The 14,791-nt window shown below is 55.2% G+C and carries 18 protein-coding genes; 3 read left to right on the top strand and 15 right to left on the bottom strand.

Translation table 11 applies throughout. The features are described from left to right. Position 1 precedes the first annotated feature (1 nt). Genes PUV54_RS07840 through PUV54_RS07830 form a run of 3 tightly spaced genes read left to right on the top strand, consistent with a single transcriptional unit; the run spans position 2 to position 2,778 of the window. Entirely contained in the window at positions 2-1,030 is a 1,029-nt protein-coding gene (locus PUV54_RS07840; protein WP_274495068.1) for a peptidoglycan -binding protein, read from the top strand. 21 nt (positions 1,031-1,051) lie between these two features. Next, complete coding sequence (locus tag PUV54_RS07835) at positions 1,052-1,921, top strand: hypothetical protein (protein ID WP_274495067.1); 870 nt, start codon at positions 1,052-1,054, stop codon at positions 1,919-1,921. After that, the gene (locus tag PUV54_RS07830) at positions 1,921-2,778 is read left to right on the top strand and encodes a M23 family metallopeptidase (RefSeq protein ID WP_274495066.1); all 858 of its coding nucleotides are present in this window, start codon (positions 1,921-1,923) and stop codon (positions 2,776-2,778) included. The genes PUV54_RS07835 and PUV54_RS07830 overlap by 1 nt, the downstream gene beginning before the upstream one ends. A 15-nt stretch (positions 2,779-2,793) precedes the next feature. Here the strand turns inward: PUV54_RS07830 and PUV54_RS07825 are convergent, their stop codons facing one another. From PUV54_RS07825 to PUV54_RS07755, 15 genes are all read right to left on the bottom strand, one after another. Then, entirely contained in the window at positions 2,794-3,660 is an 867-nt protein-coding gene (locus tag PUV54_RS07825) for an alpha/beta hydrolase (protein ID WP_274495065.1), read from the bottom strand. 134 nt (positions 3,661-3,794) lie between these two features. Continuing rightward, on the bottom strand, positions 3,795-5,012 hold the full coding sequence (locus PUV54_RS07820) for an MFS transporter (protein ID WP_274495064.1): 1,218 nt from the start codon (positions 5,010-5,012) through the stop codon (positions 3,795-3,797). A gap of 10 nt (positions 5,013-5,022) precedes the next feature. Next, the gene (locus PUV54_RS07815) at positions 5,023-5,487 is read right to left on the bottom strand and encodes a DUF2306 domain-containing protein (protein ID WP_274495063.1); all 465 of its coding nucleotides are present in this window, start codon (positions 5,485-5,487) and stop codon (positions 5,023-5,025) included. A 73-nt stretch (positions 5,488-5,560) separates the two neighbouring features. Then, positions 5,561-6,268, bottom strand: coding sequence for an SURF1 family protein (locus PUV54_RS07810; RefSeq protein WP_274495062.1), 708 nt, complete (start codon positions 6,266-6,268; stop codon positions 5,561-5,563). A 3-nt stretch (positions 6,269-6,271) separates the two neighbouring features. After that, positions 6,272-6,640, bottom strand: coding sequence for a DUF983 domain-containing protein (locus PUV54_RS07805; RefSeq protein WP_274495061.1), 369 nt, complete (start codon positions 6,638-6,640; stop codon positions 6,272-6,274). Between the two features lie 6 nt (positions 6,641-6,646). Next, positions 6,647-7,207: a hypothetical protein gene (locus tag PUV54_RS07800; RefSeq protein ID WP_274495060.1), complete on the bottom strand. Its 561-nt coding sequence runs from the start codon at positions 7,205-7,207 to the stop codon at positions 6,647-6,649. A 90-nt stretch (positions 7,208-7,297) separates the two neighbouring features. Then, positions 7,298-8,299, bottom strand: coding sequence for a cytochrome c oxidase subunit 3 (locus tag PUV54_RS07795; RefSeq protein ID WP_274495059.1), 1,002 nt, complete (start codon positions 8,297-8,299; stop codon positions 7,298-7,300). A 131-nt stretch (positions 8,300-8,430) separates the two neighbouring features. Further along, positions 8,431-8,961, bottom strand: coding sequence for a hypothetical protein (locus tag PUV54_RS07790; protein ID WP_274495058.1), 531 nt, complete (start codon positions 8,959-8,961; stop codon positions 8,431-8,433). A 93-nt stretch (positions 8,962-9,054) separates the two neighbouring features. Then, positions 9,055-9,624 (bottom strand): cytochrome c oxidase assembly protein, encoded by a 570-nt coding sequence (locus PUV54_RS07785; RefSeq protein ID WP_274495057.1) that lies wholly within the window; start codon positions 9,622-9,624, stop codon positions 9,055-9,057. 13 nt (positions 9,625-9,637) lie between these two features. Continuing rightward, a complete protein-coding gene (locus PUV54_RS07780) occupies positions 9,638-9,808 on the bottom strand; it encodes a hypothetical protein (protein ID WP_274495056.1) in 171 nt (56 codons plus the stop codon). Beyond that, entirely contained in the window at positions 9,801-10,709 is a 909-nt protein-coding gene (locus PUV54_RS07775; protein WP_274495055.1) for a heme o synthase, read from the bottom strand. Before PUV54_RS07775 ends, PUV54_RS07780 begins: the two co-directional genes overlap by 8 nt. An 89-nt stretch (positions 10,710-10,798) precedes the next feature. Continuing rightward, a complete protein-coding gene (locus PUV54_RS07770) occupies positions 10,799-11,167 on the bottom strand; it encodes a hypothetical protein (protein ID WP_274495054.1) in 369 nt (122 codons plus the stop codon). A gap of 215 nt (positions 11,168-11,382) precedes the next feature. Continuing rightward, complete coding sequence (locus PUV54_RS07765; RefSeq protein ID WP_274495053.1) at positions 11,383-11,742, bottom strand: hypothetical protein; 360 nt, start codon at positions 11,740-11,742, stop codon at positions 11,383-11,385. Between the two features lie 161 nt (positions 11,743-11,903). Then, on the bottom strand, positions 11,904-13,571 hold the full coding sequence (ctaD, locus tag PUV54_RS07760) for a cytochrome c oxidase subunit I (protein ID WP_274495052.1): 1,668 nt from the start codon (positions 13,569-13,571) through the stop codon (positions 11,904-11,906). Between the two features lie 14 nt (positions 13,572-13,585). Continuing rightward, positions 13,586-14,746, bottom strand: coding sequence for a cytochrome c oxidase subunit II (locus tag PUV54_RS07755; protein WP_274495051.1), 1,161 nt, complete (start codon positions 14,744-14,746; stop codon positions 13,586-13,588). Between the last annotated feature and the right edge of the window lie 45 nt (positions 14,747-14,791).

Genomic DNA, 14,791 nt, shown 5'->3' with positions numbered 1-14,791 from the left:
CATGGCGCGCCGGCGCATCAGAGCTGAGGCCAATATCTGGCCAGGCTTTGTCGATGGATTATCGACATTGCTTCTCGTCTTGATGTTTGTTCTGTCGATATTCGTGGTCGCGCAGTTTTATCTCGGCGACCGATTGCAGACGGTCAAAGACGAGCTTGCGTCAAAAGACGATGAGCTGGCGCGTCTGATTGCACAGATCAACTCTCTTAACGATCAGCTTGGTCTTGCTCAAACTGAACGCGACCGGTTGCAGGCGCAGGTTCTGTCTCTTGAAGACACGATAGCGCAAAAGGACGAGGAGCTTGCGGGTCTCGCTGCGGCGCTCGCCACCAGTCAGGCCGCTGTTGCCGCTTCTGCTGAGGAACTGGAAGCGGAAAAAGCGTTAAGCGAAGAACAAAAGAGCGAAATCGCAACGCTGAATGCACAGATCGCAGCACTTCGACGTCAGTTGGCGAGCCTGCAAGAGGCGCTTGATGCAGCCGAAGCGAAAGACCGCGAGCAGCAAGCCCAGATCGAAAACTTATCGCAACGCCTGAACGCCGCCCTCGCCCGCAAAGTGCAGGAACTACAAGAAGTGCGCTCTCGGTTCTTCGAGGCATTGCGCGAGGCGCTGGGCGACCGCACCGACATCAGGGTGGTTGGCGATCGCTTTATCTTCGAGAGCGATATTCTGTTCGGCTCGTGTTCAGCAACGTTAGGCGAGGCCGGCAAGATCGAGCTCGACAAACTGGCGAGCGCCCTCCTCGACATTCAGGATGATATTCCGTCCGAAGTGAACTGGGTCTTGAGGGTCGACGGTCATGCGGACCAGTCGCCGCTAGGCCCTTCCTGCCGGGCGCTCTTTGATTCCAACCTAGAATTATCCGCACAGCGCGCAATTTCCGTGGTAGAGTACTTGACGTCACGGGGCGTGCCGGAGCGGCGCCTGCTGGCGACGGGGTCGGGAGCCTCCTCGCCGATCGTATCGGGGTATTCCGCAGCAGCGCTCGCGCAGAACCGGCGCATCGAGTTTAAACTCACCGAGCGGTAGGGTCGCTCGAAAGGGGGTCTTATGGTGAAGACTTATGTAATCGCTGGGCTTGGCCTTGCGGCGCTGACGGCCACCGCCGTGTTCGCGCAACCGCGCGAAGAAGCGGCGCAGGACGAAACCGCCAATGAAGAGGTAACGCGAGAAGAGATCCGCCGGGCGCCGCCGGATCCTGAAGAACTTCGCAAGAGCCTGCAGGAAAAAGCGCAAAAGATCCCGCGGCGCGGCCTTGTTTCCGCATTGCGCGCCGAGCGTGACGGACGCGCCAACCGTGCGGAAACAGTCATCCGCGCGCCGAACCTCGTGGAGCTGCGCGCCGACCTTCAGCGCACTGAGCAAGCGGACGCCGAACGGCCAAGTTTACGCGAACAGCTATCGGCGACGCAGGCGCTCAGCACCGCACGTCTTAGCGCGCCGCCTCCGCCAGGCATTCGCGCAATGTCGGCGAGCAATCTGCGTAGCGCCGACCAAGAAGAAATTAATCGCGTGCGCATCCCTGTGCTTATCCCGGCAGACCCGTCGGTTCGCGACCGGATTAAAGTATACGGGATGGAAAATGTTTACACCGCCACAGCCATCATTGATGCGGCGGCGACGCTTTCGATCACCGGCACCTGTAACCGCGTCGTAGGCGGCGACCCTGACATTGTTGCATTCCGCAAACGTCTCGCCGAACAGCCGCGACGGTTAGACGGCACCGGGGCCGCCTATCATATCAGCCGTAATGATTTCGGCGTCGACCTAAGCTTTTCAAAGTTTGGTTGCGGCTATGTCATGACTATCGAATGCGATGATCCGGCGGCGGATCAGCGTTGCGCTGGCGATGACTATATTACCGGGCTTGCCGATTCGATGATCCTCGCTAATCCCGCTTTGGCGTCAGGAGGCGAATAATGACCAATCCGGAAAAAACCCTCCTAGCGCTATTGCTGTCTGCCTCCATTGCGGCTTGCGATAACTACACAAACGAAACTGAAGAGCCCGTCGAAACCGAAGAACCGAATGAACCCGCAGATCCTGAGGAGCCAGCGGAACCGGAAGAACCGATCGAAGAGGAAAATGATTTCCTTACCGACAGCGAGGGCCGGGAATTCAGTTACCTGCCGGCTGGCGACCTGTTACCAAACTCCGGCCCGGGCCATTCTGACACGACCATCTATCGCCCGGACATCATCTTTCCGCTTGAAGATGCAGCATTCCTGAACAGTCAGGTCTATCGCTATGGCGGCAGTCAGGGGTCCGTGAACGGCATGGAAGGCGGACAATGCAACGCCGCCAACTATGACTACCCATGGCAGGACACGTTCTGCGAGTCGCGGTCGCGTTCACAGATCATGTGCCCGGACGGTGGTCATGAGGGTGTCGATATTCGCGCCGCGACATGCATCCCAAGCAGCGGCGAGACCCACTGGGCGGTTGCCGCCGAAAACGGCCGTATTGTTGGCCTTGATGGATCAAAATACACCGTCAAACTGCAGACAGAAGACGGCACGCTTTACCGCTACATGCATCTCGACATGAGTCAGCTCGCGGTTGTTGATGGCGAGAGCGTGGTGAAAGGCCAGCGTATCGGCAAGGTCTGGAATGACTTTTTCAATTCATCGGGTGAGAGCGTTCCAACGACATATCATCTTCATTTCGAGATGTATCAGAATTATGCCCCGGACGAAGAAACCGATCCTGTATTCGACCAGGTCAGCCCTTACATGACGCTCGTCAATGCGTATGAGAGAAAGCTTCGCGGGGAGTAAAAGTTTTCTCTTTGCCTATCTTTGAAAGAGTTTTCTGAGACCCGTTGAAAAGGCTGCAGGGAAGATGCTTGCGTGCGTCTCATCCTCAAACACGCGCATGTATGTTGAGACTTTGCGGCTCTCGCAATTCGACAAGATTTCTTCCAGCGCCTCAAGGTCGCTGACCATGGCGCGACCATTTTGAGGCTGCTCTTCATAGGCGCCAACAGCGAGGTAAATATTGCTCTCTGACACGCTTTCGTCTTCGCAAGCTTTTCTTACAGCGGCGAGCGGCGCGCCGTCTGCATACCAAAGCGACGGAGAAATAATAATATAGTTGTCAAAAATGTCCGGCGCAGTCATCCAGGCATATGAAGCAAACAGCCCGCCATAGGAATGCCCCACAAGCGTGCGGTTAGTTGTTGCTGCCGGAAAACTCTCTTCAATAAATGGAATTACTTCAGCCTTGATAACTTCGAGAAAAGCCGGCCCTCCGCCAGAAACTTTTTGCATCTCTTCGCCATAGCCTCCCGTTTGATGAAAGAACGGCGTATAATCGCGAGTACGGTCACGCCGATAATGCGATTTATCCGGATAACCGATCGCAACACTGATTACCGGCGGAATTCTATTACGATCTGTCAGATGCGTTATAATTGTGGACGCCAGTGCAAATGAATATTCTGCATCCAGCATGTAAACTACGGGACATTGACTGCTGTGACTGCAAGCTGGCGGGACGTGAACATAAAGTTCATAAGCAATGCCGTTAGCCGAAACCGGCAGTACTATCTTTTCTGTATTCGGAATTGAAAACGGAATTTGTTCTGCGCTTGCATTGTCGCCATGCGAAACTGCAGACCAAAAGGAAATGATAAAGATAATGGCTTTTACGAAAGACATGAAATGGTCCGACACCGATAGAAATACTGAATCAGCTTACGCTACATATGTAGCATTTGTCATGTCAAGTTGATAGTCAAACTATATTGGGCACTTTACCTACCAAAGACGACGGATGCAGAGAGGCTGCGTCGCTAACAGTCACTGGGGTTGAACGGCCAACCGTGCCTCGGCCTGAGCGCCACAGCAAGAACAGCAGCGGCGAATAAAATCGCGCTCGCAAAATAAAACAGATAGTTCGGACCGGAAGCATCATAGATTACGCCGCCTACAAGCGGGCCTAACGCCGCCCCGGCGCCGGCAGCAAATGATGCCAGCCCAAAGGTGCGGCCCATGGCGCCAGCATTCGATAAATCGGCAACCCATGCGTTTTTGGTGAGATCAACAAGAACCGCTCCAACAGAGGCGGCGACAAACGCCCCTATGACTAAGGCAAATTCATTGACGAAGGGCACCGACACATAAAAAACAGCCGCTATGACGAGGCCGATTACAACAGCGCTCGCGCGATGCAGTCTGCCGCTGACACGGCCCAGCCAGGGCGGCAATATGGCGTAGGCGATCCCCATGGGAAGGAAAGCCGTCGCTAGCCAGTATAATTCCAGATCAAATCGCGCGCGCAAATAAATCATATAAAAGGGTTGGATCAGCGCGCCGGCAAACGCCGCTGCAAATATGATGGTTAGAATGCGAACATAGTTTTCTGGAAGCGAAAACTTTTCCAACGATTTGTTGGCTTTTTCTTGCGGCTGGGTTTCTGGGATAGCGTTGAGGGCATAAATGATCGCGAGGCCGGCAACAGCAGCGAACACCCAAAAGGACATAACCCAGGCATAGACCGGCATGGCGCCGACAAGTCCGAAGCCAACAAACGCGCCCGCCATGCCGCCGCGCGATTTGCTGGCGATGTTGCCGCCCATGGCCGCACTGCGGTTTTCAGCCAAAGTGATATCAGCCGTGATGGTGTCAGTGGTGATCGCAAGGATCGCAAAGCCGAGCCCTTGCAAAAGCCTTGCGATGTAAAGCGCCGAGACTGTTTCGCTAACGGCGTAAAAGATGTTCGCTGCGAAATAAAACAAAACCGCCAGCAAAAAGAATGGCCGGCGGCCGAATATATCCAACCCGACGCCGGTAAGCGGCCTGACGACAAACACCGCAGCCGTGAACAGACTGAACAGCGCGCCAATTTCAAACGCGGATGCGCCAAGGTCTTCTGCACGCAAGGGCAAGGCGAAACTGATGAAAACCATCGGCGCTGAGACAAGAAAAAGCACGCGCCGAACGGCTGTTAGGGCTTTTTTGCTTATCGCTGACTTTTCTGTTTCACGCTCATTGTACGCTACACCTTGCATCGGAGCCGTCCTAACCACCAAGCGCGACAGCGTGCATGATGCGCCCGGGCAGAAAAGCGAACGCCCCGGCAATGATCAGCCCGCCAATAAAAATGCCCATGAACGGGCCTTTATGTTTCTTAAGCGTTGGCCCGCCCTTAATGAGATAAATCAGCCCGCCGACAATACCCACGGTGGTGACCACTGTAAAAATGTGAATGGGACCAAACCACTGGATAAGCGGCAGGCCGGGATAGACGGACGGCCTGATGAAAATGCTGCTGATGACAATCAAGGTCATCAGCAAGACCCAGACCGCACCCAGCGTTTTATGCGGCAACGTTCCTTTTGGCGCGGTGAACTGAATAACGCCCAGCACAAACGCCGCCATGGCGGAAAATGCATGGACCTGAATAACCCAGGATGCTTCAAGCAATGGTTGCAACGACATGCTTTCCTCCGCTTTCAGGGCTTCACGCAGCGCTTTAATCGCCAAGCCTTCATGCCAGCCTGACCTCCCACGGTCAGGAAGGGTCAAATTTACTTTATTTTTTAAAGTTATTTACTATTTACCGCTTTTGCAAGGAAAAAGCTATCCAGACGCCAATCAGCGTCAACGCAAGACCAAACCAGGTCAGCGCATATTCAAGGTGCCGGTTATTAAAATCGAGCCTTGTCGTGCCGCCCTTTGGCCACTCGCGCCCCGGGATCTCGAATTGGTCGATATAATAAGGCGGCGTTTGCATCCCTGATTGGCTCGCCATGAGCTGCGGATCCCTGACAAACCATAATCCGTCTGCAGATTTTTTGGTCGGTCGAAACCACGACGCCGGCGGCGACAAAGTTTCCGACGTACGAAAGAGGCCGGTTATATCATCGGGTCCGTCTTTTATATCTGCTAGATTTGTCGCCTCTTGTGGCGCGAATCCACGATTAATGAAGATGGTTTGATCCGGAGCCGTCTGAAGTGGCGTAAAAAAGAAAGCACCGGGTTTTCCATTAATGGCGCCAAAGACAAGCGCCTCGTTATGCGGACGCCATTCGCCGGACAAACGAACCGGCGTGTATTCCATGTCCTCGCCAGCCTCTGAGCGGTCCAAAGCCTGCTCAAACGGGATCGGTTCCGAACTGACCCGTTCTTCGACTTTCGCGATAAGCCCGCGCTTCCATTCAAGGCGCTGCAATTGCCATGTGCCGAGGATTACCAGGATGCCAAGCGCCGCCATCGCAAAGACGGTCAGCGCCGGACGGAATTGAAAGCGATATCCGCTAAGCATGATTTATTCTTCGAGCCTGCCTTCAGCGGCCTTGTTGGCATACTGAAGCGCGATCAGCGTGGCTTTCAGCGGTCTTAACAGCGCCATGATCGCCACAACCGTAAATCCACCGCCAAGCAACAAGGCAACGCCAATAGGCGCGCCCCATACAAAACGCACAATAAAAGCGAGCGCGACAGCGACAAAACCAACAATAAAAATAACGAATACCGCTGGCCCGTCGCCCGAATCCGCCTTGGAATAATCGAGTCCGCAAGCATCACAAACCGGCTTCAGCTTGAGAAACCCGTCATAAAGCGCGCCCTGGCCACAGCGCGGACACTTCGCACCAAGACCAGCGGCGTAGGGTGATACGGGCGGATAATAGGTCATCGTATTCTATTCAGCGGGCGCCGGCGTCAATTCCATAGTGATCGGCTCGTCACTTTCGGCCTGACCGCGATGATACGCGCGCGCGGCATCCGTCAGTCCACGTACGGTTTTCACTTCACACGCTTCGTAATCGTCGCTGTCAGACTCAAGGTCGCCATTCTCCAGAAGCTTTGTACGCACGTTCTCCGGCAGGTCTTTACACATCATCCAGGTAAGGGTCATGCGGTTCGAATTACCTGCGCCATAGTAATAAGCGAACTCGTCATGCTCTTCCTTTGACTGCACGGCGTAACCTCGGTTTCCGACACGGCGAAATCGGAGAACGGACGGCTCTTCCTCCTCTTCTGAAATGAAATGGTAAGAGCGGTCAGGCTGAAAAACGACTGTCATTGTCTGGCAATCGTCTTCACTTGCCTCTTCGCTAACCGGGCAAGCGATATAAGCGCCGTCCTTTAACGGTTTCGCCCGGCCGCTGCTGGCGTCGAGCACAGGAAATTCAGATACAAGACATCCGGCAAGCATGAGCGCGCCTGCGCTGACGCCAACGGCTTTTACGGGAAAGCGCATCACCATCCCCTTTCTGGCTGCTGCCAGACGAGCCTAGCGCGCATTCAGGAAAAGTGTGAGCGGTTTTCCGTCAAAAATGCGCGCAAGATGCTAGGACAACAGCCCCTGATTGCCGAGCACGTAGATAAAAGCGAACAAAAACAACCACACCACGTCGACAAAGTGCCAGTACCAGGCAGCGCATTCGAAGCCAAAGTGTCGCTCAGGCGTGAAATGGCCCGCCATCGCACGGAAGAGACACACGATCAGAAAGATCGTCCCGATGATCACATGCAGCCCGTGGAAGCCCGTCGCCATGAAGAACGAAGCGCCGTAGATGCCGCCGCCAGAGAAGCTGAACATGTCGTAGTGTATGGCTTCGTAGTATTCCACCGCCTGCAGCGCCGTGAAGAAAGCGCCGAGAATTACGGTCAGCAACAGCCCCTGGATCAGGCCTTTTTGATCATTGTTCTGAACAGCGTAGTGCGCCCAGGTTACTGTCGTGCCGGAGAGCAACAAGATCAGTGTATTGATTAGCGGCAAGCCCCATGCGCTTAACGGTTCAACGCCTACGGGCGGCCAGACGCCACCCGTCGCGTGCACGCGTGCGTCATTGCCAATAAAGGCTGGCAAAGGCTCTCCGTTGGCGTCAACAGCGGTGGAGGCCATTTGCGAACCATCGGCGAGAATTACGGGATCGCCCGCGCCCGGGAATAGCGCCGCACCAAAGAACGCCCAGAACCAGGCAGCGAAAAACATCACCTCGGAAGCAATAAAGAGAAGCATGCCGTAGCGCAGACCAAGGCGGACAACGACGGAAGTATTCTCGCCGTTCAGGCTTTCCTTGATGACGTCGCGCCACCAGCCAACCATAGTGATGAGAACGCCGAGCAACCCGACAAAGAACATCCAGTTGCCCTTTAAGGTCACCCACTTGCCGACATTTTCACCAGCTTCATTCTGCGCGATGCCGCCGAGATAAAGACCGCCACCGCCAGACTTCATCCATGTCACGGCGCCGATCATCATGATCGCCGCGGCGATAGAGCCAACCAGCGGCCAAGGTGATGGATTTACAAGGTGATAGTCGTGTTTGACTTCAGCGCCAGCCATGGCCCGCCCCTAATGATTCCGTCCTGAAAGTTGGAAGATTTCTATACTGGCGCGCCGCGAAAATCCAAGCGCCAGCGCGCCTTCGCCCCGCGCTATTCAGCCGCACTGTCTGGAAACCTAACCTGCCAGCCTCAAGGCCAGACGGGATATACCGTGAAATCCCAAGATATCGTTGCCTCCTTGCCAGACGGGAAAGACACGGCAACGGCGCGAAGCTGTGGCCTATTGAGCATGTCCGGGGTCACGGTAATGGGCTGCAACATCACATAGCTCTCATCATCAAACAGCACCTCGAAATAAAACCCGTCCTCAGAAAACCGATACCCTTTAAGGATGCTGGATGTGGCTGCGCGCGTAAATCGAGGCCCAACTGCACCGCGGGCGTCGCTTCGGCTGGCGTTCTGGAATCTAATTTCAGTCCTTCCGAGATCACAATCCCCTGAACACGCCAGGCGATTAACGACGACAACATATTCTTCAGCGTCATCACCGGGACAAACCGGTTCTTCCGGCTCGACTGGCCGGCACCGCGGCGTCAGCAACCCCTCATCGATCAGCGGCGCGTCGACGAGCGGACGCTCTCGCGGAATCTCGATTTGTGGCTGTGCAAAACACACAGGCGCGAGCGCCATGCCAAAGACAGTGAAAATCAATGTACGCATGAAAAGTCTCCCCTTAGTTCAGGCGGCGGCTGAGCCGCTCTCTTCTAGAGGATACCACAAAAATTCATGTCGGCAGAAAAACAATCAGGACGTCTAGCCGCCAATATCAGGTTCCGGCTCAGCATCATCCCATGGAAAAAACGTATAGGCGAGCGTGATGGTCTGGACTTCGTCAAGGTTGCCGTCGTCATCGAGCCCCGGATCAATGAAATAGGTGACGGGCATGGAGACTTTTTCGCCCGGCTGGAGTGTCTGCTCGGTAAAACAGAAGCACTCGATTTTCCTGAAATAGAGGCCAGCCTTGGCTGGTGAGACATTGAACGTCGCCCGGCCGGTAATTGGCCGATCAGTCAAATTCTCGGCCTCGTAAAACGCCAATCCGGTCTCGCCGATATGAAGCGTTTGGGAAACCTGCTCAGGCTTGAAACGCCAGGAAAGCCCCTGCCCCACTGTCGCGTCAAAACGAACCGTAACTTCACGCGCAAGGGTCCGGTCAGATTCTGCGTCAGCGCGCTGGGTGGTGCCGCCCCACCCCGTCACCTGACAAAAGGCTTTGTAAGCCGGTACGGCAGCGAACGACATGGCGACCATGCCGGCGACCGTCAAAGACACAAGCATTGCTGTCTTTTTGTTTTTGTCCTGGCTGCCGTTTTGACCGGTCATCCGAGCCTCTCCGCTAAAAACTGCGCTCCGCCACCGAACTGCCGAGGCGCAGAACCGTCACCAGAAAGACAATGATCATGAACGCCGCAAGCGCGAGCGCTATCGAGATGTTTCTGCGCTTTTGCTGTTTACGCTCTTCAGGCGACAGGCTGCTTAATTGCATATCATTGTTCTGTTCAGACATAAAAAGACGCCAGCCGTTCAACAAGAAGTGCGGCGAAAAGCCCGAAGAGGTAGAGAATAGAAAAGCCGAAAAGTTTTTTGGCCGGACCTTGCTCGCCTTCATCCGCCCGCAGAACTTTCCATGACAGCCAGACAAAACAGGCGCCAAGCACTGCACTGACCGAAAGATAAAAAAGCCCGGCCATGTCGATGAAAAACGGCGCAACGCCCGATGCAGCCAATATCAGCGCGTAGGCGAAAATCTGTTTTCTTGTTGACGCCTCACCCTTGACGACAGGCATCATCGGCACGCCCGCGCGCTCATAATCCCCGCGCTTGTAAAGCGCGAGCGCCCAGAAATGCGGCGGCGTCCAAAGAAAGATGATGGCGAACAGAACCCATGCTTCTAGCGGGGCCGTCCCGCTCATGGCCGCCCAGCCGACAACCGGCGGCAGCGCACCTGCGGCGCCGCCGATGACAATGTTCTGGGGCGTCGAGCGCTTGAGCCACATGGAATAGATCACCACGTAAAAAAAGATGGTGAACGCCAAAAGCCCGGCCGCAAGGTAATTGGACGCGAGCGCCAGAAGAAAAACCGAGAGAAGCGAAAGAAATCCGCCGAACGCCGCCGCTTCTGAACGCGGCACGCGCCCGGATGGAATGGGCCGGCTGACCGTGCGCGCCATGACCGCGTCGATATCCGCGTCCCACCACATGTTCAGCGCGCCTGATGCGCCTGCGCCAACCGCAATGGCCAGCAGCGAGACCGCGGCCAGAACCGGGTTCAACGCACCCGGCGCCAACGCCATGCCGACAAAGGCCGTGAAAATCACCAGCGACATGACGCGCGGTTTTAATAGCGCGAAATAGTCTTTCGGGCCCGCCAGGTCGTATGCTTGTTGTGGCATCGCTGTATCGCTCATGGCGCGCCTTATGCCTCAGATAAGGCCTCAAAAGCAAACGGCTGCGACGTGATCATAACGCCGCAGCCGACTTGGAATTTCGCCTCAGTCTATCGACTCAGTACTGATCTCATGCCGTAAAGAACGAGGATCAGGAACATGAACGCGATGAAGTAAGCGAGCAGCGTTCCTGCCTGCAAGTTCATGAAATGCAGCCAGCTTGATTCAAGCTGCATCACAGCCCGGTCGCCTTGCGTCGCGCCTTCTGCCGGCACGCCGCGAAAGTAGCCACGCAGAAAACCGCCAATCGCAAAGAGCACGAGCGCCAGTAGCGTCATGGATCCGATTTGCGTGCCGCGCTTCATGATAATCGACGCGACAAGAACTGACCCGAATGCAATGACTAGTGCTATCCAGTCCCCAGACAGGAATGTCGCCCGAAATATCCCTGTAACGTCATTAATGATGGTCTCCAGCATTACCCCTCCGCTTACATTTGCTGTCGCTCAAAACCACGACGAAGCCGCGCCGGCTCATCCCCGCCAGCGTGCTCCGCGTTAACCATTATTAACCTATTCCAGTGAGGCTTGCCAGCCTGCGCAACAGACTGAAAAACATAAGAAAACCCCGCCGGGCTTTATCGGCGGGGCTTACAATTCAAAAAATGGCAACAGTAATAGGCCTTTGGTTCCGGCTAGTTCCTGATCACCAACGATCTGAGGATGAAGAGAACCAGAATAACGACCGCGAAAACCAACAGGTAACTCACGAGCGTTGATCCTGTCATGGCTGATAAAGACGCAAGCCCGCCGTTAAGCTGGTCCATATAAACGCCTGGCGCGGTCGGTGTTTCGCTGGTCGCGCCGCCATAAAGCACCCAGATCAGGCCAAGCGCGATCATGGATAACAGGCTCGCACACAGCACCTGCGCCGCATTCCGCATTGAGAAAAGGCCGATAATCGCGGCGACAATCACCATACCCATCCAAATCCAGTCACCGCCGAGAAACACCGCCTCCGCCGTCGCTCTCACTTCACCAATCATACCTTCCATAAAACGCCCCTCTGGTTTCGCTGCACACGCGCAGCTTTACTAATGGTTAATGACAGTTTTACGGTCTGCAGGCGGATCGGTCACGCTGCGCCGCAACAATGACGAACAAAAAACCCGCCAGCGAACCGGCGGGTTTTCAAGGATTGTCGAAAATTTTTGGCTTAGAACGCCTTGGCGTCGCCCTTGTCGAAACGCGGCAGTTCGTTGAACTGGTGATAGGGCGGCGGCGACGGTAGCGTCCATTCGAGCGTCGTCGCGCCTTCCCCCCAAGGATTGGCAGCAGCCTTTTTCCGATAGATGAAGAACGCGTCGAACATGCAGACCGCAAAAACGGCCATGCCGAGGATCGTGATGCCGTAACCCACTGAGGAAACCATGTTCCAGTAGGCGAAAGCTTCAGGGTAATCGATATAACGGCGTGGCATGCCCTGCAGTCCTAGGAAATGCTGCGGGAAGAAAATCAGGTTCACGCCGATGAACATGATCCAGAAATGCGCCGCGCCCAGCCACTCACGATATTCCTTACCCGTCATTTTCGAAAACCAGTAATACCATCCCGCAAAAATGGCGAAGACAGCGCCCAGGGACAACACATAGTGGAAGTGCGCCACAACGTAATACGTGTCGTGCATGTAGTGATCGATACCGGCATTGGCGAGCAGCACGCCTGTCACGCCGCCAACAGTGAAGAGGAAGATAAATCCGATCGCCCACAACATCGGCGTCTTGAATGAGATTGACCCGCCCCACATGGTGGCGATCCACGAGAAGATCTTGATGCCCGTGGGCACCGCAATGACCATGGTCGCGGCGACGAAGTAAGCCTTCATGTTTACCGAAAGGCCGACCGTATACATGTGGTGCGCCCAGACGATGAAGCCGACAAACCCGATCGCCACCATCGCATAGGCCATGCCGAGATAGCCGAAGATCGGCTTTTTCGAGAAGGTCGAAACGATGTGCGAGACCATGCCGAAACCGGGCAGGATCAGGATGTAAACTTCCGGGTGGCCGAAAAACCAGAACAGATGCTGGTAAAGGATCGGGTCTCCGCCGCCGGCAGCATCAAAGAATGACGTGCCGAAATTACGGTCGGTGAGCAGCATCGTAATAGCGCCAGCAAGAACCGGCAGCGACAAGACCAGCAGGAACGCGGTCACCAGCACCGACCAGACAAACAGCGGCATCTTATGCAGAGTCATGCCCGGCGCGCGCATATTGAAGATCGTGGTGATGAAGTTGATCGCGCCAAGGATCGACGACGCGCCGGCAAGGTGAAGCGACAGAATCAGCAAATCCATCGCCGGCCCCGGACTGCCCGTGGTTGATGACAAAGGCGGATAAAGAACCCAGCCGCCGCCGAAACCGATGTTCGCCCCGTAACCCGGCGCGAACAGCGACAGCGTAATCAGGATGCCTGACGCGCCATAAAGCCAGAAGGAAATGTTGTTCATGCGCGGAAACGCCATGTCCGGCGCGCCAATCATAATCGGCACGAACCAGTTGCCGAAGCCGCCGATCATCGCCGGCATCACCATGAAAAAGATCATGATGAGCCCGTGATAGGTGATCAGGACGTTGTAAAAGTTTGATGCCGCATCGACATCGCGCTCACCCATGAACGTCGTCAGAAACGTCACGCCCGGTTCAGCAAGCTCCATGCGCATCAGGCCGGACATGGCGCCGCCGACGATGCCGGCGATGATCGCAAAGATCAGATAGAGCGTGCCAATGTCTTTATGGTTAGTTGAGAACAACCAGCGCACCAGAAACGGCGGCTTGTGATCGTGTGCATCGTGCGAATCGGTTGCGGCGTGTGCGTCAGCCATTGGTATTGCCTCTCTTATTCAGCCGCAGCGGCGGTATCAGCCTGCGCAAGGGTTGTATTGCCGTCGCCGAACATCGGCTCAAGGCCAATGAGTTCGCGTTGTTCATCGACCCATGCCTCAAACTCGGGGCGAGAAACCACCTCTACCGCAATCGGCATGAAAGAGTGCTTCACGCCACAGATCTCAGAGCACTGGCCGTAGTAAACGCCCTCACGTTCGGGACGGAACCAGGTCTCATTAATACGGCCCGGCACCGCGTCAATCTTGATCGCGAAACTCGGCAGCGCCCAAGCGTGAATAACGTCGTTTGCGGTTGTCGTGACGCGGATCGTCTCGCCAACAGGCACGACCACGCGATTGTCAACTTCAAAACGGTAAAGCTCCGGCGTGGTCTGATCTTCCGTCAACATGTTGGAGAAAAAGTCGAAGTCGCCAAAATCAGGATAAGAATACTGCCAGTTCCACTGATAGCCATTGACCTTCAAGGTCATGGTCGGCGCCAGCACGACTTCTTTTTCACAAGCATCGATATATCGTTTCGACATCGGGCAATCGGTAACATTCTGGGTTGAACGCCCGCCCCGCAGAATAACGCTGGCGCCGGCAGGCGCCGGTTCGTTCAAAGAGACGACAAGGTCGCGTTCGCCCCAACCTTGCACGCGGAAATCACGGCGATTTTTCAGCGTCGTTTGCTCAACGCCATCATCAAGGATCACCTGAAGATGGTCAGCCCGCCTCACCATGCGGCTTTCGACAAAGTCATTCGGGAAAACAAAATCAACCGTTTGTCCGTCACCGCGCGCAACGACCTGCTTTCCATCGGGCACAACGTCTTCTTTGAAAAGCAACTCGAAAGACGGCAGCGCAATAATCAGCAAAATAATGATCGGCACGCCGGTCCAGATGATTTCGATCAACGTGTTGTGAGAGAACTTGCGCGGCTCAGGGTTTGCTTTGGCATTATAACGGACGATTACCCACAGGAGCAGCGCAAGTACGAACAGACTGATCACCGTCATGATCGGCATCAAGATGCCATTGTGGAAGAAGTGGACTTCTTCCGCCAGCGCTGAACCGGCCGGCAACATGGAAATGCCTTTATCCTCAGGCAGCGCATACGCATTCGTCGCCGCCAACATGATGAATCCTGACAGTCCTGATAGAAGTCGTTTCATTATCGCTTCCCGCGCCCTTTTGTGCTGTTGCGGCCAACGAAAAAT

The sequence above is a fragment of the Hyphococcus flavus genome, from assembly GCF_028748065.1.
Taxonomy (GTDB): domain Bacteria; phylum Pseudomonadota; class Alphaproteobacteria; order Caulobacterales; family Parvularculaceae; genus Hyphococcus; species Hyphococcus flavus.
This window is presented reverse-complemented; position numbering and strand designations above follow the sequence as displayed.